This window comes from Natronomonas salinimetallica, assembly GCF_013839515.1.
Classification (GTDB): Archaea; Halobacteriota; Halobacteria; order Halobacteriales; family Haloarculaceae; genus Natronomonas.
The window spans coordinates 1-23,491 of record NZ_JACDNQ010000023.1 but is presented as its reverse complement, the minus strand read 5'-3'; the positions used below and the strand labels follow the sequence as shown (position 1 = coordinate 23,491).

Sequence of the window (23,491 nt, the reverse complement as noted above, 5' to 3'; positions counted from 1 at the left end):
GATTGACGGTACGTGAAACTCCTGTACTCACGCGGTTTCTTCCAGTTCAACGACCCTACGTCGTAGCCGTTGGCTTTGAGTTTCCCGAGGTTGTTGATATTGTCCCAGATGCGCTCGACGGCTTTCTGTAACACGGTGGAGTAGACTTTGTTGAGGTCGGGCCACCAGTCTTTCAACGCGGGGAGTGTGTCGCGGATGCTCCAGACGCGCTGTCGGAGTGTCCCAGCGTCTTCGGGTATTTTGTTGAATTCGCGGAGAGCGTGGTTGTAGAGTTGTCGCACAGTATCGCGCTGCCAGTCCATCGCGTCGCGTTGCTCTTCGGTTGGAAAGAGTCGGAAGCGTGGACTGTACTTCATGCGATGTGTTCACTCCTACGGATCTCCGATAGTTAAGAATTCTGATTGAAAGCGTTTGTAACTCGTGCGGGCGCCGTATCCCCGCCCTACTCGCTCGGCTTCGCCTCGCTCCTTGAGGACGGGGGCTTAGCGCCCTCACTTTCAGCTAACGGCTCCTCCCTCTTGCAGTATCTGTCGTGTGATCAGGATTCGCGGAGTTGGAACACATTGAGTCGGCCGCTGGATTTCAGCAGTTTTCGAGGCGGAGAGGAAGCCGACACGAGCTTTCGCAACCACTATGTTGCACCATATCGTACTGCCAGCTAGTGCTGTGCGTCCGCAAGTGGCGCGCAGTATGGGCCGCAGTAGCCCGGCCCCGAATGGTGGGTTTGTCGACCCCGAAGGGCGTCCGGTAGGCGGGGCGCACAAGACGCCCCGTCGCGCCAGCTGAAGGCGAGAACCACATCAAAGCCACCGAAAGGCGACGCCTTTCGAGGCCTTGGCAGAGCGACGCTCTGCCAGTGGCCCCACCCTCAACGAGCGAGGCCGCAAGGCCGAGCGAAGTAGGGTGGGGTCGGTTACATGCCCCTGATCAATTGGTGATAAAAAACTGTTCGACGGCGTCCGGTAGTTTGCGGGGGCGATGTGAGAGCGGCGATCACGTTCGACGCCGACCCGGACCGGTACTCGCCGGAGGCGACGACGACGGGCCGTATGACGGAGGATGTCAACGGTCGAGGGAGACCCCACCGTCCTCGGCCGTGACGGTGAGATCACACTCGGCCACCCACGCGGCGAGATGCGGCGGGACGAGCGCATCGGCGCGCCGTCTGGTTCGGACCTCGAAGACGATCTCGGCGAGGTCCTCCGCCGTCCCGAGATACGGCTTCGTCCCGAGGAACTCGACGTCGACCCCAGCTTCGAGGGCACGGTCGGTCAGCGTTCCGAGGGCCGGCGGCGCGTAGGAGTCGGCGTAATCGATCGGTTCGGCGAACGCGGCGTACGTGACGCGACCACCCGGCGCGGGGCCAAGCACGACCGGCGAACTCCGGAGTTTCATCGCCGCGCTGTCGATGTCGGTCCTGGCCAACAGCGCCGCCTCGGGCCGTGCGATTCCGACCGATCCGACCCCCTCGGTTTCGAGCAGATGTGTCGCCGTGTTCCCGACGCGTCCGGCGAACGTCTCGCCGACCTGGACCTCGAATCGGACCGTCTCGGGGTCGACGACGCCGGCGAGGACCGACCGGAGCCGAGCCTCCGGATCGACGTCGGGCCCGAACGCCTCGGCGGACCGGTAGTTCACGAGGAGTTCGCCGCCGCTCCGTTCGACCGCGAGGACGGTGTCTTTAAGCAGGGCGGTATACAGCGAAGCGGCCTCCTCGCCCGACAACGGCGACGTAGCGACGACGTCCGGCAGTACGGTGTCCGGTCGTGGCGGGTCCGCAAGCACGGCGATAGTGGTCATGGGTGCCCTTCGCCGTCCGGACATATCGGCGCTCCGGTCATCGCCAGACCCCACCGTGGGCGATCGACGTGGCGGCCCCGAGCGGTGCGTTTTATGTCCCGTCCCGCCCACGGATCCGTATGAACCGGACGAAACTGCTGTCTGGTGCGGTCGTGGGGCTCGTCGTTCTCTGGAGTGCGGTGTCGGTCGCCGAGTTGTTTTTGACGACGCTGTCGGTCGGACCGCACGTGAGGCCCGCTGCGGTGACGGTCGCGTTCGTCGGCGTCGTCCTCCTCCTCGGAGCCGCTGTCGGGGCCCGCGGATGGCGGTGGCTCGACAACCCCGAGGCGTACTGGTGAGGCGATCCCGACCGAAGGCGTCGATACGCGCGATGAGCCCACGGCCGACGAACACATCCACACCGCTTTTCGCCGCGGCCCCCCGAGCGCTCGTATGACCGATCACGCGCTCGTCGTCGGTGGGACCCGATTTATCGGCCGGCATACGGTTTCGGCGCTGCTCGAGGCCGGCTACGACGTAACGACGTTCAACCGCGGGAAACACGACGACCCGTTCGCCGACGATGGCCGTGTCGCACACATCGAGGGCGACCGGACGAACGAGTCCGATGTCCGCCGCGCTGGCCTGGAGATCACACCCGACGTCGTGATCGACTGTGTCGCCTACCGGCCGCGGGACGTCCACACCGCGACCGACGTCTTCGCCGACGTCGACGCGTACGTCTACGTCTCCTCGGGAGCCGCGTATCGCGCCGAGCGAATCCCGAAACGCGAGGACGAGACGCCGCTTCGCTCCTGTTCGGTCGAGGAGGCGACCGACGACGGCGACGCGAGTTACGGGGCGCGGAAGGCCGAAGGGGACCGGGCGGTCGTTTCGGCGGCCGATCGGGGCGTGAACGCGATGTCGGTCCGTCCCACGGTCGTCTACGGCCCCCACGACTACACCGAACGGTTCGACTACTGGATCGACCGCGTCGACACCCACGACCGGATCGTCATGCCGAACGGGGGATCGTCCCTGTGGCAGTTGGCCTACGTCGAGGACGTCGCCCGTGCCCTACGCACCGTCGCCGAACGGGGGACGCCGGGCGAGGCGTACAACGTCGGCGACGGCCACGCGCCGATCCTCCGCGAGTGGATCACGCTGCTGGCGGACGCCTGCGGGAGCGACGTCGAGGCCGTCCCCGCGAGCGATCGTGAACTCGAAGCCGTCGGGCTCTCCGCCGACGCGTTCGCGCTGTATCGCAGCTATCCACATCTCCTCGATACGACGAAGCTCCGCGAGCTGGGCTGGGAGTCGACCCCCCACGAGCGGGCGCTCTCCGAGACGGTCAAAGCGTACCGCGAGTCCGAGCGAAGCGGCCGGGCGAACGGCCCCGACCGGGAGGCCGAGGAACGGTTGCTCGACGTCCTGGGGACGGTCGATTGACCTCCTCCCACGACTGAAGTCGTGGGCTCTCTCCTGTATTCTCTGTAGCCACCGCCCGGCGGCGGCGGGGGAGAACGGTTTTATCTTCGCCTCACGCAGGGCCGGTATGTTCGAGAAATCGACGTGGATCCGCCTCCCGCGGAACGTCGTCGTCGGCCACGGTGTCCTCGACCGGATCGGCGACGTCGTCGGGGAGCTCTACCTCGATGGCCGCCCCCTCGTCGTCACGACACCGACGCCGAGGGCGCTGGCCGCGGATCGACTCCGGGCGGGCTTCGGGGAGCTCGGAATCGACCCCGCGATCACGACCATCGAGACGGCGACGTTCTCGGCCGTCGAGGACGTACTGTCGGCGGCCGACGCCGCGAACGCGGGGTATCTCATCGGACTCGGCGGCGGCAAACCGATCGACATCGCGAAGATGGCCGCCGACGAGCGCGGCTGTGGGCTGATTTCGGTACCGACGGCGGCCAGTCACGACGGGATCGTCTCCGGGCGGGGATCGGTCCCCGACGGTGACACCCGCCACTCCGTCGCCGCACACCCGCCGCTGGCGGTGGTCGCCGACACGGAGCTCATCGCGGCAGCGCCCTGGCGGCTGACGACGGCCGGCTGTGCGGACATCATCTCGAACTACACTGCGGTCAAGGACTGGAAGCTCGCTCACCGGCTGAAGAACGTCGAGTACAGCGAATATGCGGGCGCGCTCTCGCAGATGACGGCCGAGATGCTCGTCGACAGGTCGGACTCGATCAAGCGCGGATTGGAGGAGTCGGCGTGGGTCGTCGTGAAGGCGCTCGTCTCCTCCGGCGTCGCGATGTCGATCGCGGATTCCTCGCGACCGGCCTCCGGGGCCGAACACCTCATCTCCCACCAGTTAGACCGGCTCACCCCCGGCACGGCGCTGCACGGCCATCAAGTCGGCGTCGCCTCGATCGTCACGGAGTACCTCCACAGCGGCGAGGGCGGCGAGTGGCGCCGGGTCCGGGACGCCCTCGCCGGGATCGAGGCCCCGACGACCGCCGACGGGCTCGGGATCGACGGCGAGCGGTTCATCGAGGCGATGACGAGCGCCCACGAGATACGGGATCGATATACGATCCTCGGGGACGGCATCGAGGGGACGGCCGCCATCGAGGCGGCAACGACGACCGGCGTCCTCTGACGTCCTCCGCGCCCTGAAGGGCGTAGCGTCGCTCCCGGCCCGCCTCACAGCCCCGTGGGGTGGTCGACGTACGCCGTCTCGATCCCCCAGCCGTCGACGAGATCCCGGAGCCGTCTGACGCCGAACGTCTCGGTCGCGTAGTGGCCGGCCATGAGGACGTTCAGCCCGGCCTCCCGTGCCTCGTGGTAGGCCTTCTGTTTGCCCTCGCCGGTCACGAGCGCGTCGGCTCCGGCATCGGCCGCCTCGCGGATCCAGTCGGTTCCGGAGCCGGTCACGATCGCGACGTCCTCGATCGTCTCCGGGCCGAATCCGAGCGTCCGGATCGGCTGGCCGCCGGTATCGAGTTCGGAGAGCCGCTTTCGGAGTCCCTCGACCGACCGCGGCGTGTCCAGACGGGCCCGTTGGCCGATCGTGACGCCGTCGTACTCGCCGAACGGCTCCCGCCGTTCACAGCCCAGAAACGACGCGAGCCCGGCCGCGTTGCCGAGTTCGTCGTGGCCATCGAGCGGGAGATGAGAGACGTACAGCGCCACGTCGGATTCGACACACGATGCGATGCGGTCGTACTCGGGGCCCGTCACGCGATCCAGGCCGCCCCACACGAGCCCGTGGTGGACGACGAGGACGTCCGCGTCGACGTCGGCGGCCTCCCGGACGGTCGCCTCGACGCCGTCGACCGCGAACGCGGCCCGCTCGACGGTCCCGTCCGCCGATCCGATCTGTAGCCCGTTCGCGCTCGCATCGACGCCCGCGTACGCGTCGTGATCGAGCCGGTCGTTCAATCGATCCCTGAATTCGGCGGTTTCCATACCCGACGTATCCCGCGGCCCCGTCTTGTATTCGACGACACCGATCCAGCAACGGCCGCCGACGCTCGAACCGGCGTTCGAGCGCCGGCGTCCGGTATCGCCCGACGTCCGAGGGCACGTTCGGGCATAGGACGTCCTGGTCCCGTATTGGTATATAAACCCTCGTCAGCCGTCGGCGTGTGAGAAGACGAACTCCTGCAGCAGCTTCCCGGCGAGCGCGGCCGCCTGCCCGTCGTCGCGGTCGTTCACTTCGACGACGTCGAAGCCGACCGCGTGGGGTGCGACCGTCCGGACGAGATCGCGCATCTCTCGGGGACGCAATCCGAACGGGGCCGGGGTCCCGGTCCCCGGCGCGAAGCCGGGGTCGGCTGCGTCGATGTCGACGCTCAGATACGCCGAACCGTCGAACGCCGGCTCCCACGAGCGGACGTCTTCGGGGGCGACGACCGTGACGTCGGCCGCCATCGCCCGGTCCCACTCGGCCTCGCTCCCGGTTCGGACCCCGAGCAACACCGCATTCTCTGCGGTTTCGAGGGCGCGCCGTGTGACCGTCGCGTGTGAGCGCTCGTTGCCCGCGTAGGCGTCGTAGAGGTCGAGATGGGCGTCGAGACAGACGTAGACCTCCGGTTCGGTCGCACGGACGCCGGCGACACTGACGGTGTGTTCTCCCCCCAAGAGCAGCGGAATCCGCCCATCGGCACGGTGATCCCCGAGTTCGCCTTCGAGAAACCGCAGATACTCGGCGACCTCGTCCCACGCCGGGAGGTCGCCGTCGTCGGCGACCAGCTCACCGAAGTGGCGGTCGGTCCGTCGATCGTAGCCGTCGAAGGGCCGGGCGAACCGCCGGATCCGGTCGGGGCCGAATCTGGCACCGGGCCGGAACGTCGTCGAAACGTCCAACGGCGCGCCGACGACCGCGTACGCGGCGTCGCACAGGTCGGCGTCGGCTCCGGGGAAACCAGCCATCGGTGGGGACGATCAGACGACCTTGCGTTGGCCTTCGAACTCGAGGTACTCGATCTCGTCGTCGGGGTCGGGGTCGAGATCATCCGGGATGCGCATCGTGATCGTCTCGTAGGTTTCGAGATCCATTACCTGCATGTCGTTGCCGGAGACGGAGACGACCTGTCCCTGTTTTCGGTTGACGATCGGGACCCAGATCTTCGCGTCGACGGGCTGGGTGAAGTTTCGTTTCTGTCCGTCGAAGACGCCCGTTCCCTCGACGCGGGCCTTTGCGCTCCCGTGTTTCCCGGGCTTGGACGTACTGTAGGACGTGATCTTCGAGGGGACGTCGTTGATCATCACGTAGTTGCCTTCCTGGAGTTCTCGGACTTCAGTCTGCTGTTTCGGCATACGATCGCTTTCCGTCGGCGCAGTATAAACGGTTTGGATATCCGTCATCGAGAGACGCTCGCGGGCGGAATCAGTCGGTCGCGGGATGGACCGATCCGGATGCCCTGCGACCTCCGGACGCTCCGACGGCCGGGGGCTCACATCCCCGACGTCACGGAAGTCCGAAACTCTCCGCGAGGATTGCCTGGTCGATCCCTCCGGCTACCTCGACACCGCCACCGACCACGTCGACGGTGACCTGTGCCGGCGCGAAAAGCTCCACCGGGAGTTCGTAGAAGTCCCAGTCGTACGCCTCGAAGATCTCCGCGAACGGCGTCTCGAAGTCGGTCCCCGCCGTCGAGGCGACCTCCTCGAAGCGATCGAACGAGTCCTCGACGGTCATGTGGGCGCGAGCGCCGTACGCGAGCGCGTCGTTCGTCCTCGCTATCGCGACGTCGTCGCTTTCGGGAACCGGAGCGACCGGCGCCGAGGCGGTCACGCTCAACATCCCCAGCGGGTCGTAGCCCAGTTCCGAGAGTCGGAACGTGGCGAGTTCGCCGGCTCTCGCCGCGTGCGCGACGCTCCCGGTGAGACTCGCCGTCGAAAACGTCGGCAAGAAGACGCTCGACGTCGGGACCCCCGTCCGCTCGGCGACATGTTCTGCGACCGCCTCCCCGGGGAGTTCGTCGCTCTCGACCGCCAACACGGTGAAATCGGCCGCGTCGCGGTAGCCGATCCGCTGGTACTCCTCCTCCTCGGCGACGAGCGCGCGAGCGGGCCCGCTCCCGAGCCCCTCGAACCCCTCGATCGACAGCTCCCATCCGGCTTTTTGTGCGGCCAGAAACGCCATCGCGGGATGGTCGGTCGAGACCTCCACGTGCGTCCGGGGCGTTCCCTCGATCTCCCCGACGCCGGTCTGTACCGTCGCCAGCCCACCCGTCTGGATCTCCGCCAACAACAGTCCGGCCTCGACGCCGCCGACCGAATCGACGCCGAAATCGGGGACGACCGCGCCGTTGTCGAGTTCGTGGACGTCGATCGCGAGTTCGTCTGCGAAGTCGATCGCCTCGTCGACCAACTCAACGGCCATCCGATTGAGACTCTCCATACCGCGACCTCGGGCGGATCCGAATAAAAGGTTCTTGCATGCGGGGCCGGCCGGATCCGTCGTGGCCGAACGGGAGCCCCCGACGGCGGCCGGCCGTTTCGCCGCAACGTCTATGCGGCCGGGTCCGGAACCGCTACACATGAACGCACGCGATATCATGACCCGCGACGTCGAGACCGTCTCCCCCGACGACGACGTCGGTGAGGTACTCGGTCGGCTCGCCAGTGCCGATTTCAACGGCTTTCCGGTCACCGAGGACGGCATCGTCGTCGGGATCGTCACGCAGGGTGACCTCGTGGACATCTTCCAGCCGTCGGATCGGACGCTCTGGATTCCCGTCGGCTTTCCGCCGTTTCTCGAATCGCTCACCTACGCCGTCGACCTCTCGTGGGACGAACTCGACTTCGGCATCGATCTCGCTCGGAGCGTCGGCCGATCGGTCCGTGAGGTGATGACGGAGGACGTCGTCACTGTCGGCCCGACGGCCGACGTCGACGAACTGCTCCGCGTGCTGGCCGACGACGAACGGGATATCAACCGCCTGCCGGTCGTCGACGAGGCCGGCGCGCTGTTGGGTATCATCGCCCGCGAGGACCTCCTCCGGGCGCTGCGTACCGAACGCATCGAATCCGATCGCTCCCGATGACATCCTCCGATCCCTGAGGGGATAGGGGACCGCGATCCCGGACCGTAGCCCCGGGCGTCCCGAGGCGATGTCGAAACGTTGAGGCCGGCGTCGGCCCAGCATCGATCGTGCGCTACCGTAATCTCCTGTTGTTTCTGACGCTCGCCGCGGTGTGGGGCTCGGCGTTCATGGCGATCAAAGCCGGCCTCGGCGACCTACAGGAGCCGGCGTACTTTTTCGAGGCGCCGGTGTTCTTCGCCGCGGTCCGGTTCGATATCGCCGGCGTGTTGATGTTCGGATACGCGCTCCGAGCGACGGACCGATGGCGTCCGAGGGGCCGATCCGAGTGGCTGACTGTCGGGGTCGGTGCCGTTTTCATCATCGCCGGGTACCACGCGCTGTTGTTCGTCGGCGAGCGGGGGACGACGAGCGCCGCGGCGGCGGTGATCGTCTCGCTGTCGCCGGTCATGACGACCGCGTTCGCGCGGGCGCTCCTCCCCGAGGAGCGACTGACGGCCGTCGGCGTTCTCGGTATGGCGCTCGGCCTCGTCGGGGTCGTCGTGCTTTCGCGTCCCGACCCGGCGAACCTCGTCGGGTCGCGCTTCGAGGCGCTCGTCTTCGGGGCCGCGCTCTGTTTCGCGCTGGGGAGCGTCCTGACCCGACGCCTCGACAGCGACCTCCCGATCGAGACGATGGAGGCCTGGTCGATGCTCGGCGGTGCGGCGCTCATGCACGGTCTCAGCCTCGGGCTCCGCGAGACGGTTTCCGGAATGCCCTCCGCCGAGGCGACTGCCGCGTTGGTGTATCTCGCGGTCGTTTCGAGCGCGCTCGGCTTTCTCATCTACTTCGATCTGCTCGATCGACTCGGGGCGATAGAGATCAACCTCGTGTCCTACGTCGCCCCGATATTCGCGGCAGTAGCGGGCTTTCTCCTCTTGGGTGAACACATCGGCGGACCCACGGTCGCCGGGTTCGTGATCATCCTCGTCGGATTCGTGTTGCTCAAGCGGCAGTCGATCCGGACGGAACTGCGGCGGTGGCAAAGCGGGTGATGTCCACGGCTCACGCGATCGTACAGACCGACCTACGTTGATGTGTACTGTACCGATACCGTACGTAACCGGAAGGTTTTATCAGCGTCGGACTGTACCATACAGCAATGCGTCAACCGGATTCCCCGCTGCCACGCACCGGACAGGATCATACGCTCTCGCCGTACGAACCCGAACTCGGCGAGGTTCCGTCGAACGACGTCTCCGCGGACGAGTTGGACGCGGTCAACAAGACGGGGACGACGACGATCGGCATCTCGACCGCCGAGGGCGTCGTCATCGCGACGGACATGCGAGCCTCGCTCGGCGGCCGCTTCGTCTCCAACAAGAACGTTCAGAAGGTCGAACAGATCCACCCGAGCGCGGCGTTGACGCTCGTCGGGAGCGTCGGCGGTGCCCAGTCGTTTATCCGGTCGCTCCGGGCCGAGGTCGACCTCTACGAGGCGCGCCGCGGCGAGGACATCTCGATCAACGCCCTGGCGACGCTGGCGGGGAACTTCGCCCGTGGCGGCCCGTTCTTCGCGATCAACCCAATCCTCGGTGGCGTCGACGACGAGGGCCACCACGTCTATTCGATCGATCCCGCCGGCGGCGTCATGGCCGACGACTACACCGTCACCGGCTCCGGCCTCATGGTCGCCCACGGGACGCTCGAACAGCAATACGAGGACGACATGACGAACGAGGAGGCAAAGCAGGTCGCCGCCTCGGGCATCAAAGCCGCCGTCGAACGCGATACCGGCTCCGGTAACGGCGTCTATCTCGCGGCGATCACCGAGGAGGGCGTCGACATCACGGGCCACAAGGACTTCGAGGAAGTCCTGTAGACCGGCGCGCTTCGGGGCGATTCGGGTTCTTTAATCACTGTCGACCGGTATCCGACAGACATGACCATGGAGTTTGCGTCGTTCGCCGATCGGGCCGCAGCAATCGAGGACGTCCCCTCGGATACGGAAACCGTCGAACTCGTGGCGGATCTGTTCGTCGGTGCCGGCGAGGACCTCGACACCGTGGCCCGGTTCATCCAGGGCCGGGTGTTCCCGGCTCACAGCGCGACGAAACTCGACGTCGGGCCGGCACTGTGTCATGCGGCGCTCGCGAAGGCGGCCGAACCGAACGTGACGCCGGCCGACATCGAAGACCGGCTGGCTGCGGTCGGCGAGGTCGGAACGGTCGCCGAAGGGCTGACACTCGGCGGGCAACGCGGCCTCGGGGCGTTCGGCGGCGGGAGCGATGGCGGGCTCACCGTCGCCGGCGTCGATGCTGCCCTCCGCGGGCTCGCCGCGGCCGACGGCCCCGGCAGCACGGACACCAAACTCGATACGCTGTTCGGGCTGTTCAACCGGGCCGATCCGACCGAGGCCCGGTTTCTCGCCCGACTCGTGGTAGGCACCATGCGGATCGGGGTCGGCAAGGGGACGGTCCGGGACGCGACCGCCGAGGCCTTCGGTGTCCCCGTCGACGCCGTCGAGCGGGCGATACAGGTCTCGAACGACGTTGGTCTCGTCACCGAAACGGCACGTCAGGCGGGGGAGGCGGGGCTCGAGGACGTTCGGTTGGCGGTCGGGCGGCCAATCGAAGCGATGTTGGCGCAGGCCGGGACCGCCGTGGACGCCCTCGAGGAGTGGGATCGGGTCGCCGTCGAGACGAAGTTCGACGGCGCGCGGATACAGGTCCACCACGACGGCGAAAGGACGCGGCTGTTTTCGCGGAACCTCGAGGACGTCACCGATCCGTTGCCGGAGGTCGTCCGCTCGGTCGAGGAGTCCCTCGACGTTCCGGCGATCCTCGACGGCGAGGTCGTGGCCGTCGACGAGGCGGGCTCACCACGACCGTTTCAGGACGTGCTCCGTCGGCTCCGCAGGAAACACGACGTCGCCGCGGCCCGCGAGGCGGTCCCGGTGGAGTTCTACGCGTTCGACTGCCTCCACGCGGCCGGCGAGGACCTTCTCGATGCGCCGCTCACCGAACGACACGCCCGCCTATCGGAACTCCTCGGGGACGGAGACGGGGAGGGAGCAGAGGGCGGGGACGGGGAGGGAGCAGAGGGCGGGGTCTCCGAGCTCCGGATCGTCGACTCCGCCGAGGAGATCGCGAGCCTCGAGGAGGCGGCGCTGTCGGCCGGCCACGAGGGGCTGATGGTCAAAAACCCCGAATCCGCGTATACCCCCGGCGACCGGGGGCGAAACTGGCTGAAACGGAAACCGGACGCCGAAACGCTCGATCTGGTCGTCACCGGGGCCGAGTGGGGCGAGGGTCGGCGGGCGAACTACTTCGGGACGTTTCTGCTCTCGGTCCGGGACGGTGAGGGGTTCCGGACCATCGGCAAGGTCGCGACGGGGATCACCGACGAGGAACTCGAACGGCTCCACGAACGGCTCCGCCCCTACGTCCGCTCGGAGTCGGGGACGGAGCTCGAACTCGAGCCGGCCGTCGTCTTCGAGGTCGGCTACGAGGAGATCCAGCGCTCGCCGACGTACTCGTCGGGATACGCCCTGCGGTTTCCCCGGTTCGTCGGCGTCCGGTCGGACAAGGCCCCGGACGACGCCGATAGCCTCGAACGGGTCGACCGACTCGCGGAGTGATACGGATCGACGTCCCGATGCAGCGGTCGCCACCGCCACGGCGCAAGCGGTGACCGCGCCCGGACGACGACGGTCCGTATGCGTACCCGAGGACGCGCCAAGCCGGGGAATACGCCGGGCCGGGAGATGCGCCGAATTCGGGAGCCATTCGGTATGCATCCGAGACGTTCACGGGGACGTCTCCGAGTCACCCTCACGCCCGGGAGACGTGTCGTCGGCGTCCGCTTCGGATCTATCTGTCGTCGGCCACGTCACGGAACCCAAAAACGGGACTCCGACCTTCTGTGCGGCGCGGGCGATCATATGGGCACCGGTCGGTACGGTCAAGAACAGAAACACGATACCGACGAGCGACGTCAACCCGGCACCGCCGGGGCCGAACCGGACGAACCCTGCCAGAAAAATCGTCGCAGTACCGAGCGTCGTCGGTTTGCTCGTCGCGTGCATCCGATTGTAGACGTTCGGGAACCGGAGCAATCCGATCGTTCCGACCGCGAGAAAGAAACAGCCGATACTCACGAGTGCGATGACGGTCAGGTGTCGAATCGCTACGGGTTCTACCATCCGACGTGTCACCCCCTCCCGTGGCGACTGCGGCGTCTCTCCGTCATCGTTCTCCCCGTGTGATGATGTCCCCTTCAGTGACGTACTTTGCGACCGTCACCGTGGAGAGAAACCCGATGATCGCGAGAACGATACTGGCGGTCACGAACAGCCCACGGCCGGTTTTCAGGGCGAAAAGTACCGCGATGGCGATGACGTTGGTCGCGATGGCATCCAGTCCGACCACGCGGTCCGGGACCGTCGGGCCACGGATGACCCTGTATCCACAGAGGAGACACAGCCCCGAAATGAGGATCAACGCGCCGTCGATGACGGTCGCCGCCAGCTGTTCACTCATCGTCCGTCTCCTCGGGCGTTTCGGGGCCCGAAAGCTCGAATCCGTCCGGCAACTCGGGGGCGTCTCTCGAGCGTAGCGGGTGGCCCGGCGGATGGATCGTGATCTCCGGCGGCGGATCCTCGGGCGCGAGCCGCTCGTTGAATATCACGAGCGCGTAGTTCTCCCACTGACGAACCGGCTCGACGAGGGCCTCGGGCTCGCGGCCGTCGATCGCGTGGACGTACAGGGCGTTCTCGTCGGGTTCGTAATCGATCGTGACTGTCCCCGGTGTGATCGTGATGCTGTTTGCGATCGTCGTAACCCCGAGTTCCGACTCGACCCGAAGGGGAACGAGGATGACCTGCGGTTCGAGTGTCGCCCCCGGAACGAGCACGCGGTAGGCCACATCAACGTTTGCCACGAGCACCTGCTTAAAAAAGGCGAGGATGTAGAGGACGGTATAGGGGAGCGCCACGAGAAGCGACTGATTGAGCCGTATCTCTTCCCCGTAGAGCCGGCGGAACACGTAGGCGACTGGAAGCCCGACGGCCACCCCGACGAGGAAGTTGGCCAACAGCGACGTGGCGGTTATCGACGCCCCCCGAATGAAGACCCAGAGTATCGCAAACAGCAAGCCTGCGACGATCCATCGCCTGATCTTCATGGGTTATCCACCCCCGACACCGACCGCCTCGGTGTACGCCTCGGTATCGATTGCCGCACGGGCCGCCGCATCGGCGAAGTGATACACCGGTTCGAACCCCACGCCGACGACCACGACGACGACAGCGAGCGTCGCCAGTACGGTGACCTCCACGCGATCGATCGTTCCCATCGCCACCGCCTCCGTCTCGTGCCCCCAGACGCTGCCCATCCACGCCCGCGTCGAATATAGGACTGTCAACACCGCCCCGAGGAGCAACACGAGCAAGATTGCCAAAGCACTGCCGGTCGCCGCGATATCCCCGGACGTGGCGGCGGCGAACTGTCTCGCCGCGGCGTTGAACACGAAGAGCTTGCCGAAAAAGCCGGCCAGTGGCGGGATTCCGATGAGCGAGAGTCCACCGACGAGAAACACGCCCGCAAACGCCGGCGACCGTTTGCCGATCCCACCGAGCTCCGAGAGCCGTGTCGTCCCCGTCGCATCCCGGATGACGCCCGTCGAAAAAAAGAGCACGCTCTTCGTGAGTGCGTGATGGAGTGCAAACACGAGAGCGGCGAGTATTCCCGACTGTCGCAGTGACTCCGAGGGAGCCGCTGCAGCGATTCCGAGCGGAATGACGACGAAGCCGAGCTGGCCGATGCTGGAGTAAGCAAACAGTCCATCGAGCGAGTCGCGGGTGACAGCTCCGAACCCACCGACGAGGACGCTCAAAACACCCACAGTCAGCAAGACCGGCGCGAGAAGGACGAGCGGCGAGCGACCGGTGATGCCGGGCGCGGCTACCGTGACGTTCGCGGTCCCAAAGACGGTGAAATAGAGCCGGATAATGGCGTAGATACCGACCTTTTTTGTCGCTCCAACGAAGATCGCGACGATCGGGATCGGTGCCGACCGGTAGGCCGAGGGCACCCAGAACTGAAACGGGGCCAGCCCGGCCTTCAGCGCGAACGTGACAAAAACGAACGCCGAAAGCCCGACCACCGGCCGTATGTCGACGCCCGGTTGGGCGAGTTGCTGTGCCATGTCCGCCATATTCAGTGTCCCGGTCGTAGCGTAGAGGCCACCGATACCGAGCAACATGAGCGCGCTGCCGACGACGTTCAAGACGACGTAACGGACCGCTGCAGCGGTATGTTCCGAATTGCCGTAGAACGAGACGAACACGTAACTCGCCATGAGCATGACCTCGAACCAGACGAAGAGATTGAACAGATCGCCCGTCAGGAAGGCGCCAGTCACACCGAGCAACAGGAAATGAAACAGCGGGTGGTAGTACACCCGCTGATTTGCCGCCTCGATGAACCGGACCGAGAAGATCACCGCGTACACGGCGACGATCGCCGTCATCGCGAGCATAAATACCGCAAGCGCGTCCGCGACCAGCGTGATACCGAACGGAGCATGCCAACCGCCAAGCTGGTAGGCAATAGCGGCCCCATCGGGGGCGAACACCACCGTCCGGACGAGGAGGGCGACGCTGTACGCGTACGCGAGTGCGCTGCCGATACTCACCGTCTGCTGGAGGCGTGGCCAGCGACGAGCGAGCAGCGTGGTGGTTCCGGCGACGAGCGCCACCACCACCGGCGCGATAGCGATCGTTCCAGTCATTGCTCCCACTTCGTGACGTTTATCGTTTCGTTCTCCTGATACGCACGGTACGAGAGGGTGAGAGCGAAGGCGGTCATTCCGAAGCTGATGACGATCGCCGTCAGAATAAGGGCCTGAATAACGGGGTCCGTGGGTTCGGGAAAGGGGGCGTGATGTGTGGCCAAAATCGGGACGGTATCGCTTCCCGCCGCCACGAGACCGCCCATCGAGATGAGATACACGTTCGCAGCCTGAGAGATGATCGCAAGCCCCCAGACGACCTTGATCAGATCATCCCGCAACACGAGGAAGGTACCGAGCGCGAAGAGCGCGCCGACCGTCGCCGCGAGCGTGAACGTCATTCGGCACCCACCACCGAGAAGATCGTGAGCAGTCCGCCGACGACCACACAAAAGATGCCGACGTCGAAGAGGAGCGCACTCGCCAGTTCGACCGCACCGAACAGCGGAAGATGGATGACGACGAACGCCTGTGAGAGAAACGCCTCCCCAAAAACCGGTCCGGCCAGACCGCTTGCAACGATGACACCTAGCCCGAACATGAACAACCGTCGGTATGTGGCCACCGTTCGGTGTTCGCCGATAGCCCGGCTGGGATCGACGTCCCGGTCGAGGACACCGATCTCCAGGTAATCGAGGTTGTACGAGACGTAGACGAGCGTAAACGCCACGACGGTCAACACACCGCCGATGAACCCGCCCCCGGGCAGATTGTGTCCCTGCAAGAAAAGCGAGATGGCGACGACGAGAATGATCGGCACGACGACGCGTGCAGTCGTCCGCATGATCACGGTCGTCATTGGGTCTCACCCCTGTCGCGCATCGTCAACAAGACCAGTACGGACAGTGCGGCGATGATAACGACGATCGATTCGCCGAGCGTATCAAACGCCCGGAAGTCGGTGAGAATCACGTTGACGACGTTCGCTCCGCCGCCCTCCGGGACCGCATTGGTGACGTAGAACACCGCGGTTGGGGTGGGATCTGCCCCTCGCTCGGGGGCTGCAAGCAGTACCGAAACGAAGGCCGTTGTGCCGACCACGACGGAGAGTGCGGCGTCTCTGAGCGCGCGACCCCGTTTCAACTCGCCGTAAAACTCCGGGATTTCCTCCAGAACGAGCAGGAAAATAAGCAGGAGGAGCGTCTCGACGACCAGCTGTGTCAGCGCCAGATCCGCACCGCTCCCGAGAATGTAGAAGATCGCGATCATAAAGCCGAGGATACCGAGGGTCAATACACCGGTGACGTGGCTCTCGGCACTCGCGACGGCGATCGCCGCGACGACGGCCACGCTCAAGACGAGTACCACAGCCACCGGCGTTTCGGCCATTGCGGGCGCCGGGATCCCGACCGCGGTCGATGCGTAGCCGGCGGCTGTCAGCGCACACGCCGACAGCAGTAGCCACCAGACGTAGGTCCTGATGAGCCCGTTTTGGACACGGGATCTGACCAGCCTGCTCGTCCGATCGACGGTCCCCAATGTCGACCGGTAGACGGTCGTCGGATGCACACGCGCCGTTGCCGTGCTGACCCCCTCGAGGATGCCCCGGATCTCCGTGTAAAACGGAAAGCAAGCGAAGCCAGCGGAGACGGTGATCACGCTCATCACAACCGGACCGGAGACGTGTCGGGGGATCCCGGCGTGGATATCGACGACGCCAACGGCTGTTGCGCGCGCGGCATCGTTGACGATGAGATCGATTACGGCCGACGGGCGCACGCTTACGAGGAGGAGTGCCCCCGCGAGTACGGCAGGCGGTACGACGAGTGCGCCCGGAGCGCGGTGTATCGATCCGAGTCCGTCGGGTCGGTCGCCGAAGAAGAGCCACAGGAATCGAAGCGAGTACAGGACCGTAAAGACGCTGGCGAACACCGCCGCCGCCGGGTACAGCCACGCCACGCCGCCGCCTGTCTGTGCTGTCTCCCAGGTGGCCTCGAACAGGATCTCCTTCGAGTAGAAGCCGCTGAAGGGCGGAATCCCGGCCATACTCAGCGTCGCCAGGGCGGTGATCACCGCGGTCACGGGCAGGTCGTGCCGGAGACCGCCGAGTTCGTCTATGTGACGCGTTCCGGCCTCGTGGGCGATGACCCCAGCGACGAGAAACAACGCGGCCTTGAACAGCGCGTGATTGAGCAGATGAAAGACGCCGGCTTCTGCCCCGTAGCGCGACCGAAACCCGAATGCCGCAACCATCAACCCGAGGTGACTCGCCGTCGAGTACGCGAGCAACTCCTTGATATCCCGGGCGAGTACGGCCAACAGCGCACCGACCGCCATCGTCGCGATTCCAAGCGTCGCAACGAGGGACGTCCACTCGGTTCCATGAAACAGCGGTCGGACTCTGCCGAGCGCGTAGACGCCGACTTTCACCATCGTCGCCGAGTGGAGAAACGCCGACACCGGCGTGGGGGCGACCATCGCTCGCGGCAGCCAAAAGTACAGCGGAACCTGCGCCGATTTGGCGGCCGCCGCGATGACCAGGAGTACTAACGCCGGCGTGAACAGGCCCGTTTCTTCGAGTGCCACCCGGACCGCATCGTTGCGTTCGAGGATCGCCGCGAGATCGAACGCCCCGATACCGGCCGTCTCGGCTGCGATCGCGACGAAGAGGATACCGACGAGCAAACACAGCCCCCCGCCGACCGTGATGACCATCGCCATCCGCGCGGAGTATTGGGACTCGGCGTCCTCGGTGTGATAGCCGATGAGAACGAACGAACAGACGCTCGTCAGTTCCCAGAACAAAAACAGGAGGAGCAAGTCAGCCGCAAGTGCCACACCGAGGACCGATCCCATGAACGCCAAAAGCGCCATATAAAACCGCCCCAGGTCCGGTTTTCCGTGCATATAGCTGGTCGCATACGCGAAGATCAGAATGCCGATGCCGCTCGCCAGAAGCGCGAATAACAGCGCCAGCCCGTCGGCGTGTAGACGAACCGCGACGTCAAGCGAGGGGATCCAGGGCCTGGAGACGCTCCCTTCGGTTCCGATCTGTGTTCCGAGAAGTCCGAACGAGACCGCGGCGACGGCGGCACCCAGGTATCCGATCCGCTCGCCGACGAGCGGATACAGACGTGGCATACCGGCTGCCGCAACGAACGGAAGGCCGATCGCAATGGCGAGGGGCCAGAACCCGAGGTCCATCCGATGAGTCCTACCAACACACAAATCGGACTTAAATCGTCCGGCTACCCGCGGGCCGTCAGCCCGTTCTCGACGTTCAGCGAGGCGTTCGAACGCACCTGTCATACTGGTGGACGAAATCAAATAAAACCGACTCACGAGTGATCCGCCGTTCGCTCCGTCGAACGGCGTGATCCTCGTGCGTCGTGTGTACATTCTTTTGTCCGTCAGTATCAGGCGTTCCGGCGCGATACGGAGACGGTAGGCCGTTGTATCGAACGGGCGATAGACGGTTTCGGTTGCCGGGTCGGACGGGCACGCTGACGGGTATACCGACGTAGGAGAAGCAGACCCCACGGGAGTCGACGGCGCACGCGGGCTGTGAGCCGCCAGTATCACCCGACGGCCCGTCTCCGTGGCCGCGTCGAAACCGACTTATCGTAGCCGACCACACCACGACCAATGGAACTCACCGGAGCGCGGGTCTGTATCACCGGCGGCGGCGGGTTCGTCGGATCGCACCTGGCGGATCGCCTCGTCGACGACAACGAGGTCGTCGTCGTCGATCACTTCGGGAACGGCCGCCGGGAGTGGATACCCGAGGACGCGACGGTCGTCGAGGGCGATCTCCGCGAGCCGTCCGTCCGCCGGGAGGCGATCTCCGAACGGACCGACGTCGTCTTTCATTTCGCCGCCGACAAGGCCGTCGACAGCGACGACCCGAACGCGCAGTTCCGGGAGAACACCGACCTGACGGCGGCGGTCCTCGAACGGATGGAGGCCGTCGGCTGTCAGCGGATCGCCTTCACCTCGTCGTCGACGGTGTACGGCGAGGCCCCGCGGCCGACGCCGGAGGACTACGCGCCCCTGGAGCCGATCAGCATGTACGGTGCCGCGAAACTCGCCGAGGAGTCGCTGCTCTCCGTGTACGCTCACAGCCACGGGTTCGACGTCTGGTGTTTCCGCTTTGCGAACATCGTCGGCCCGCGGCTCCAGATCGGGGCCGTGATCCCGGATTTCATCCACAAACTCCGCGAGGATCCGACCGAACTCGAGATCCTCGGCGACGGCCGCCAGGAGAAGTCCTACATGCACATCGATGCGTGTCTGGACGCGATCGAACACGTCGTCGAGTACGCCGACGACGGGGTGAACACCTACAACCTCGGGACGCGGACGACGACGTCCGTCCGACGGATCGCGGACATCGTGGCGGAGGAGATGGGCCTGGACCCCGAGTACGACTTCACCGGCGGTGACCGCGGTTGGGTCGGCGACGTCCCCCGGATGCGGCTCTCGGTCGAGAAGCTGGCCGCGACCGGGTGGACGCCCGAGACGTCCTCGGAGGACGCTGTCCGGCGGGCGGTTCGGGAGCTCCTCGCCGAGGAGTAACTATCCGAAATACGATTTCAGCTGCCCGACGATCCCGGATTCGCCGTCGGTTCCGCCGCCGTCGCCGGCGCTGTCTCCCGACTCCGTACGCTGTTTCTCGCGGAGCTCTTTCAGTGCCGCCGCCTGTTCGTCGATGCCGCCCCCGCTGTCGGTCCGCTGTTCGCCGCCTTTCATCCCCTGGAGCGCCGACAGCTGGTCGTTGATACCCGAAGACCGGTGTACCTTCGCGGAGTTCTGGTCGAGCGATTGGCCCTCGAGCTCCTCGTCGGGCGTGATCTGCAACTGTGCCGTATCGTCCGCTTCGACGCCCCCCCACGTGATATCGGCCCCGGACATGGCCTCGTCGATGTCCCGCCGGACTTGTGCCTCGGTGACCGCGGGGTCGTCCGCGGACGGGTCGCCCGCGTCCCCGCTGTCGGGGTCGGCATCCGCCCGTGTCGTCTCCTCCGTCGGTGTCGTGGCCCCGCCCGTCCGTTCGATGTGGTATCCGACGAGCGCGGATCCCGTCGCCGCGAGGACGCTCACGAGCCCGATGGCGTAGAGGGTGACGCCGTGGAGGCTATAGTCGGGTGTCCCGTAATTCCAGTTCGAGGGGTACACCGCGACGAAGAACCCGATCGCCACGACGACGACGGCGAACCCTCCCGAAGCGACGTACAACGCGCGCGTGTCGGCCGGGAGCAACACGACGACGGCGAGCAATACGAGCGGTAATCCGAGCGCGCCCACGGCGAAGGCGATCTCCCGTATGAAAAAGACCAGCCCGTCGAGGACAGCGCGTTCGACGACGAACAGCGTCAGACCGAGGAGCCCGAGCCCGAGCCCGCCGAAAAACAGCGCGAATCCGAGATACACGTCCGTCCGGCGGTCCGGTTCCCCGATGTACGTCCGGTAGAGCTCGACGAGACGGTCCCCGTCGGCCGTGTCGGAGGAAGCCATTTGCCGGTGTTTTCGGGCGAACCCCTATGACTGTTTGGCCTGGGAAGTCGGCCGCCGGTGGGATGCGGGCCGTCCCGGTCGGTGGGATGCGGGCCGTCCCGGTCGGTGGGATGCGGGCCGTCGGTTCCATTGAGCACCACGACGGTGGTGGCCGTCCGTGGACTATAGTAGAGATCGGAAGACAATACACACTCGATCGCACGGCGGCAGTGCGATCGATGTGTAACTAGTTGCGATGTCTACTATAGCGTGTCATAAAAAACGTCTCACTCTCTTCGTTCCCACGCACAGTCAGGCGTCACGTGCAAGGTGAACCGCCTCGGGGTCAAGTGGTTCGAGAGACGCCGTCTCTCGTCATCACGGAAGACGTCGTCTTCCGTACGACCCCGGGGCACTCGCCTTGCTTATCTGTAGAGGGCACGATTCTTGCAGAATCGCCCAGCCAAAGACGGTGCTGTATCCCCACCTTACTCCGCTCCTTTCGGTCGCTCCGTAGGGAGTGGGGGCTTAGCGCCCGCACCAAATCCGCTTATCGATCAGTCGTTTCCCCGAATCCTATATTTCAAGTGTCCTGGTAATATATGTCACAGCGGAGACTGAATCAGAATGGGACCCACAGAAAACATCTCGGATGAGGCGCGTCAGCAATCTCCGCTCCCTGAAGGAGTGGTCCGAGAAATCTACCATTCAGTCAACGATGCGATTTTCGTTCACGCCGTGGAGACTGGCGAGATTCTTGACGTGAACGAGACCATGTGTGAAATGTATGGATACTCACGGGCTGAAGCTCGGCAGCTATCCATCGAAGATCTCAGTACTGGCGTTCCTCCGTACACCCAAGACACTGCCGTTGAGTACGTACAGAAGGCTGCTGAGGGTCACCCTCAGGTGTTTGACTGGCACGCTACAGATAGCGAGGGAGATCCCTTTTGGGTCGAAGTGAGTATGCGTCGAACCGTCTTCAACGACCAGACGCTTGTCCTCGTTACCGTACGGGATATCACCGATCACAGACACCGCGAACACGAACTGAAAGAACTCTTGGAGGAGTACGAGACCACCTTCGAAAACATACAAGATGCTGTCTTTCTCATTGACGTTGACACTACCGATTCGGATCCGGTATTTCGATTCGAGCGACTCAACCCCTCACACGAATCGACAAGCGGGCTATCTAGTGAGAATATTCAGGGAAAGACCCCCCGGCAAGCACTCGGCGATGAGACCGGTGCGGAAGTCGAAGCGAACTATCGACGCTGTGTGAATTCTCGCGAACCCATCAGCTACGAGGAAGAACTCCCGATGCCGGATGGCCGGATTATTTGGCAGACAAAACTCGCACCAGTCATCGTAAATGGCGAGGTTACCCGAATCGTCGGGATTGCTCGGGACATCACCGATCGCAGCCGCCGCGAACACGAACTCCGACGCTTTCGTCAAGCGGCCGACTCGGCCGGTCACGCCGTGTATTTCACGGATCGTGACGGAACCATCGAGTACGTCAACCCGGCGTTCGAGTCAATCACGGGGTATTCAGCCGACGAGGCTGTTGGCAGCCATCCACGGATTCTGCAATCTGGCGAAATGCCTGACGGCTTTTATGAAGACCTGTGGGATACGTTATTGAACGGCAACGTTTGGGAAGGGGAAGTGACCGACCAGCGGCAGAGTGGTGAACAGTACACTGCCCGCCAGACCATTGTGCCGATCAAGGCCGACGATGAGATTGACGGATACATCGCCATCCAGACGGACATTAGCGACCGGAAAGCACTCGAAACGGACCTAAAAACGAGCCTCACCCAACTGAAGGTCATGGATCGCGTGCTCCGCCACAACCTCCGCAACGACATGACTGTCATCAAAGGCAATGCCGAAACTATCCAGGCGACCAGCGAGGGCGATGTCGCGGAGATGGCCGGGATAATCATCGAGGAAAGCAAAAAGCTCCTCACGACCGCCCGTAAGGAACGCGAGATCACGAACGTGCTCGCGGACGAGCAGTCGCCCGGGCCGACCGATCTCGGGGCGGTCATCGAGGCCACTGTCGTGGCTACCCGAGAGCAGTATCCGGACGCCCATATCACGGCCGAGGGTACCGCCGATCGGCAGGTCCGGGCAATAGATTCAATCAATCGTGCGCTAACGGAGCTCTTGACCAACGCAGTCAACCATTCCGATCAGACGGAACCATCGATCGAGGTGACCGTCGAGAACCGCGACGACGCTGTAGACGTCCGAGTCGCCGATGACGGGCCGGGGATTCCGGAGATGGAACAGAGAATTATCACGGAGGACGCCGAAATCGAACCGTTGTATCACGGCACAGGCTTGGGGTTGTGGCTCGTGAAAATGATCGTGGAGAACTCAGGCGGTTCCCTAGCATTCAACGAAAACGAGCCCTGGGGCAGTATCGTTACCATTACTTTCCCGGTGGCCTCGACGGGCGGTCCTGAGTGAACTCCCCCGACCTCCCGCGCTCGGGCCTCCCCGGCCCTCGCTTGTTGCGGTCGGGGCTTCCCGTTTCTGCGTCGGCACTTGCAGGAACAGGTCCCAGAGTGTCCACGAGCACAGAGTGCTTGTGCGGCCCATCAGAACGACGAGTCGTTCTGAGGACGGTCCCGTACTCCGCAGGCGATCTCCCGTTCCAGGCGGTTCGGAGTGTTCCACTCCTGCCGGTTCGACACTCGGCCACAGCCGCCGTTGCACGCTTGTTGTCGCGTTTGAACACTGTCAAAAGAGTGATGAGTATCGCACTACCTGCTTGAATTGTATGGGGAGTAAGAGCACCGATACACACGAAAACAAGGCGTTCGGGTGCTATGTCCCTCTCTAATCGCACCTTCGGCGCTCGCTGAGGACGGAAGCCTAGCGCCCTCAATTAAACGGCTGTGTTGAATCGCCATACTGCGGTGGAATTCACGGTTTCACAGCTCGCTTGATGTTATAGACGACACACATCAACGCGATTTCTCGGAACT

At 64.7% G+C, this 23,491-nt stretch carries 24 protein-coding genes; 10 read left to right on the top strand and 14 right to left on the bottom strand.

The genetic code is table 11. The features are described 5' to 3' along the window. A partial coding sequence (locus tag HZR14_RS13955; protein ID WP_181693488.1) for a helix-turn-helix domain-containing protein occupies window positions 1–356 on the bottom strand: 356 nt, incomplete at its 3' end. A 706-nt stretch (window positions 357–1,062) separates the two neighbouring features. Further along, window positions 1,063–1,800 (bottom strand): hypothetical protein, encoded by a 738-nt coding sequence (locus HZR14_RS13950; protein WP_181693487.1) that lies wholly within the window; start codon window positions 1,798–1,800, stop codon window positions 1,063–1,065. Between the two features lie 119 nt (window positions 1,801–1,919). Here HZR14_RS13950 and HZR14_RS13945 point away from each other — a divergent pair, with 119 nt between their 5' ends. The 3 genes from HZR14_RS13945 (at window position 1,920) to HZR14_RS13935 (ending at window position 4,393) form a co-directional block, all read left to right on the top strand. Then, window positions 1,920–2,138: a hypothetical protein gene (locus HZR14_RS13945; protein ID WP_181693486.1), complete on the top strand. Its 219-nt coding sequence runs from the start codon at window positions 1,920–1,922 to the stop codon at window positions 2,136–2,138. A 94-nt stretch (window positions 2,139–2,232) separates the two neighbouring features. Further along, a complete protein-coding gene (locus tag HZR14_RS13940) occupies window positions 2,233–3,228 on the top strand; it encodes an NAD-dependent epimerase/dehydratase family protein (RefSeq protein ID WP_181693485.1) in 996 nt (331 codons plus the stop codon). 106 nt (window positions 3,229–3,334) lie between these two features. Next, complete coding sequence (locus HZR14_RS13935; RefSeq protein WP_181693484.1) at window positions 3,335–4,393, top strand: NAD(P)-dependent glycerol-1-phosphate dehydrogenase; 1,059 nt, start codon at window positions 3,335–3,337, stop codon at window positions 4,391–4,393. A gap of 44 nt (window positions 4,394–4,437) precedes the next feature. Here HZR14_RS13935 and HZR14_RS13930 read toward each other — a convergent pair whose 3' ends face one another. The 4 genes from HZR14_RS13930 to mch form a co-directional block, all read right to left on the bottom strand. Then, the gene (locus HZR14_RS13930; RefSeq protein ID WP_181693483.1) at window positions 4,438–5,202 is read right to left on the bottom strand and encodes a Nif3-like dinuclear metal center hexameric protein; all 765 of its coding nucleotides are present in this window, start codon (window positions 5,200–5,202) and stop codon (window positions 4,438–4,440) included. Between the two features lie 165 nt (window positions 5,203–5,367). After that, window positions 5,368–6,168: an arginase family protein gene (locus HZR14_RS13925; protein WP_181693482.1), complete on the bottom strand. Its 801-nt coding sequence runs from the start codon at window positions 6,166–6,168 to the stop codon at window positions 5,368–5,370. Between the two features lie 12 nt (window positions 6,169–6,180). After that, complete coding sequence (locus HZR14_RS13920) at window positions 6,181–6,555, bottom strand: translation initiation factor IF-5A (RefSeq protein WP_181693481.1); 375 nt, start codon at window positions 6,553–6,555, stop codon at window positions 6,181–6,183. 151 nt (window positions 6,556–6,706) lie between these two features. Next, window positions 6,707–7,642 (bottom strand): methenyltetrahydromethanopterin cyclohydrolase, encoded by a 936-nt coding sequence (mch, locus tag HZR14_RS13915; protein WP_181693480.1) that lies wholly within the window; start codon window positions 7,640–7,642, stop codon window positions 6,707–6,709. Window positions 7,643–7,781: 139 nt separating this feature from the next. On the opposite strand from mch, the gene HZR14_RS13910 reads away from it, so the two are divergent. The 4 genes from HZR14_RS13910 (at window position 7,782) to ligA (ending at window position 11,904) form a co-directional block, all read left to right on the top strand. Then, window positions 7,782–8,288 (top strand): CBS domain-containing protein, encoded by a 507-nt coding sequence (locus tag HZR14_RS13910; RefSeq protein WP_181693479.1) that lies wholly within the window; start codon window positions 7,782–7,784, stop codon window positions 8,286–8,288. A gap of 104 nt (window positions 8,289–8,392) precedes the next feature. Then, window positions 8,393–9,319, top strand: coding sequence for a DMT family transporter (locus HZR14_RS13905; RefSeq protein ID WP_181693490.1), 927 nt, complete (start codon window positions 8,393–8,395; stop codon window positions 9,317–9,319). Between the two features lie 107 nt (window positions 9,320–9,426). After that, window positions 9,427–10,146, top strand: a complete 720-nt coding sequence (gene psmB, locus HZR14_RS13900) for an archaeal proteasome endopeptidase complex subunit beta (protein ID WP_181693478.1) — start codon at window positions 9,427–9,429, stop codon at window positions 10,144–10,146. 66 nt (window positions 10,147–10,212) lie between these two features. Continuing rightward, a complete protein-coding gene (gene ligA, locus HZR14_RS13895) occupies window positions 10,213–11,904 on the top strand; it encodes an ATP-dependent DNA ligase LigA (protein WP_181693489.1) in 1,692 nt (563 codons plus the stop codon). A gap of 168 nt (window positions 11,905–12,072) precedes the next feature. Here the strand turns inward: ligA and mnhG are convergent, their stop codons facing one another. Genes mnhG through mbhE form a run of 7 tightly spaced genes read right to left on the bottom strand, consistent with a single transcriptional unit; the run spans window position 12,073 to window position 18,200 of the window. Beyond that, window positions 12,073–12,468 (bottom strand): monovalent cation/H(+) antiporter subunit G, encoded by a 396-nt coding sequence (mnhG, locus tag HZR14_RS13890; protein ID WP_181693477.1) that lies wholly within the window; start codon window positions 12,466–12,468, stop codon window positions 12,073–12,075. Between the two features lie 43 nt (window positions 12,469–12,511). Then, window positions 12,512–12,805 (bottom strand): MrpF/PhaF family protein, encoded by a 294-nt coding sequence (locus HZR14_RS13885; RefSeq protein ID WP_181693476.1) that lies wholly within the window; start codon window positions 12,803–12,805, stop codon window positions 12,512–12,514. Beyond that, on the bottom strand, window positions 12,798–13,448 hold the full coding sequence (locus tag HZR14_RS13880; RefSeq protein ID WP_181693475.1) for a Na+/H+ antiporter subunit E: 651 nt from the start codon (window positions 13,446–13,448) through the stop codon (window positions 12,798–12,800). Before HZR14_RS13880 ends, HZR14_RS13885 begins: the two co-directional genes overlap by 8 nt. Window positions 13,449–13,451: 3 nt before the next feature. Then, the gene (locus tag HZR14_RS13875; RefSeq protein WP_181693474.1) at window positions 13,452–15,056 is read right to left on the bottom strand and encodes a complex I subunit 5 family protein; all 1,605 of its coding nucleotides are present in this window, start codon (window positions 15,054–15,056) and stop codon (window positions 13,452–13,454) included. Beyond that, window positions 15,053–15,397, bottom strand: coding sequence for a sodium:proton antiporter (locus tag HZR14_RS13870; RefSeq protein ID WP_181693473.1), 345 nt, complete (start codon window positions 15,395–15,397; stop codon window positions 15,053–15,055). The genes HZR14_RS13875 and HZR14_RS13870 overlap by 4 nt, the downstream gene beginning before the upstream one ends. Then, a complete protein-coding gene (locus tag HZR14_RS13865) occupies window positions 15,394–15,855 on the bottom strand; it encodes an MnhB domain-containing protein (RefSeq protein ID WP_181693472.1) in 462 nt (153 codons plus the stop codon). The genes HZR14_RS13870 and HZR14_RS13865 overlap by 4 nt, the downstream gene beginning before the upstream one ends. Beyond that, window positions 15,852–18,200: a hydrogen gas-evolving membrane-bound hydrogenase subunit E gene (mbhE, locus tag HZR14_RS13860; protein ID WP_181693471.1), complete on the bottom strand. Its 2,349-nt coding sequence runs from the start codon at window positions 18,198–18,200 to the stop codon at window positions 15,852–15,854. Before mbhE ends, HZR14_RS13865 begins: the two co-directional genes overlap by 4 nt. A 441-nt stretch (window positions 18,201–18,641) precedes the next feature. On the opposite strand from mbhE, the gene HZR14_RS13855 reads away from it, so the two are divergent. Beyond that, the gene (locus HZR14_RS13855; protein WP_181693470.1) at window positions 18,642–19,571 is read left to right on the top strand and encodes an NAD-dependent epimerase/dehydratase family protein; all 930 of its coding nucleotides are present in this window, start codon (window positions 18,642–18,644) and stop codon (window positions 19,569–19,571) included. Here the strand turns inward: HZR14_RS13855 and HZR14_RS13850 are convergent, their stop codons facing one another. Continuing rightward, window positions 19,572–20,510 (bottom strand): cell division protein CdpA domain-containing protein, encoded by a 939-nt coding sequence (locus HZR14_RS13850; RefSeq protein WP_181693469.1) that lies wholly within the window; start codon window positions 20,508–20,510, stop codon window positions 19,572–19,574. Window positions 20,511–20,536: 26 nt separating this feature from the next. Between HZR14_RS13850 and HZR14_RS13845 the strand changes: the two genes are divergently transcribed. Both HZR14_RS13845 and HZR14_RS13840 read left to right on the top strand, forming a co-directional pair. Continuing rightward, the gene (locus tag HZR14_RS13845) at window positions 20,537–20,740 is read left to right on the top strand and encodes a hypothetical protein (RefSeq protein ID WP_181693468.1); all 204 of its coding nucleotides are present in this window, start codon (window positions 20,537–20,539) and stop codon (window positions 20,738–20,740) included. A 376-nt stretch (window positions 20,741–21,116) separates the two neighbouring features. Beyond that, window positions 21,117–22,970, top strand: coding sequence for a PAS domain-containing protein (locus HZR14_RS13840; RefSeq protein WP_181693467.1), 1,854 nt, complete (start codon window positions 21,117–21,119; stop codon window positions 22,968–22,970). Window positions 22,971–23,491: the final 521 nt, after the last annotated feature.

Excerpts from the sequence above, each read along its gene's own strand:
- HZR14_RS13950 (WP_181693487.1), bottom strand. The coding sequence starts at position 1,800 with ATGACCACTATCGCCGTGCTTGCGGACCCGCCACGACCGGACACCGTA.
- HZR14_RS13945 (WP_181693486.1), top strand. The coding sequence starts at position 1,920 with ATGAACCGGACGAAACTGCTGTCTGGTGCGGTCGTGGGGCTCGTCGTT.
- HZR14_RS13940 (WP_181693485.1), top strand. The coding sequence starts at position 2,233 with ATGACCGATCACGCGCTCGTCGTCGGTGGGACCCGATTTATCGGCCGG.
- HZR14_RS13935 (WP_181693484.1), top strand. The coding sequence starts at position 3,335 with ATGTTCGAGAAATCGACGTGGATCCGCCTCCCGCGGAACGTCGTCGTC.
- HZR14_RS13930 (WP_181693483.1), bottom strand. The coding sequence starts at position 5,202 with ATGGAAACCGCCGAATTCAGGGATCGATTGAACGACCGGCTCGATCAC.
- HZR14_RS13925 (WP_181693482.1), bottom strand. The coding sequence starts at position 6,168 with ATGGCTGGTTTCCCCGGAGCCGACGCCGACCTGTGCGACGCCGCGTAC.
- HZR14_RS13920 (WP_181693481.1), bottom strand. The coding sequence starts at position 6,555 with ATGCCGAAACAGCAGACTGAAGTCCGAGAACTCCAGGAAGGCAACTAC.
- mch (WP_181693480.1), bottom strand. The coding sequence starts at position 7,642 with ATGGAGAGTCTCAATCGGATGGCCGTTGAGTTGGTCGACGAGGCGATC.
- HZR14_RS13910 (WP_181693479.1), top strand. The coding sequence starts at position 7,782 with ATGAACGCACGCGATATCATGACCCGCGACGTCGAGACCGTCTCCCCC.
- psmB (WP_181693478.1), top strand. The coding sequence starts at position 9,427 with ATGCGTCAACCGGATTCCCCGCTGCCACGCACCGGACAGGATCATACG.
- ligA (WP_181693489.1), top strand. The coding sequence starts at position 10,213 with ATGGAGTTTGCGTCGTTCGCCGATCGGGCCGCAGCAATCGAGGACGTC.
- mnhG (WP_181693477.1), bottom strand. The coding sequence starts at position 12,468 with ATGGTAGAACCCGTAGCGATTCGACACCTGACCGTCATCGCACTCGTG.
- HZR14_RS13885 (WP_181693476.1), bottom strand. The coding sequence starts at position 12,805 with ATGAGTGAACAGCTGGCGGCGACCGTCATCGACGGCGCGTTGATCCTC.
- HZR14_RS13880 (WP_181693475.1), bottom strand. The coding sequence starts at position 13,448 with ATGAAGATCAGGCGATGGATCGTCGCAGGCTTGCTGTTTGCGATACTC.
- HZR14_RS13875 (WP_181693474.1), bottom strand. The coding sequence starts at position 15,056 with ATGACTGGAACGATCGCTATCGCGCCGGTGGTGGTGGCGCTCGTCGCC.
- HZR14_RS13870 (WP_181693473.1), bottom strand. The coding sequence starts at position 15,397 with ATGACGTTCACGCTCGCGGCGACGGTCGGCGCGCTCTTCGCGCTCGGT.
- HZR14_RS13865 (WP_181693472.1), bottom strand. The coding sequence starts at position 15,855 with ATGACGACCGTGATCATGCGGACGACTGCACGCGTCGTCGTGCCGATC.
- mbhE (WP_181693471.1), bottom strand. The coding sequence starts at position 18,200 with ATGGACCTCGGGTTCTGGCCCCTCGCCATTGCGATCGGCCTTCCGTTC.
- HZR14_RS13855 (WP_181693470.1), top strand. The coding sequence starts at position 18,642 with ATGGAACTCACCGGAGCGCGGGTCTGTATCACCGGCGGCGGCGGGTTC.
- HZR14_RS13850 (WP_181693469.1), bottom strand. The coding sequence starts at position 20,510 with ATGGCTTCCTCCGACACGGCCGACGGGGACCGTCTCGTCGAGCTCTAC.
- HZR14_RS13845 (WP_181693468.1), top strand. The coding sequence starts at position 20,537 with ATGACTGTTTGGCCTGGGAAGTCGGCCGCCGGTGGGATGCGGGCCGTC.
- HZR14_RS13840 (WP_181693467.1), top strand. The coding sequence starts at position 21,117 with ATGGGACCCACAGAAAACATCTCGGATGAGGCGCGTCAGCAATCTCCG.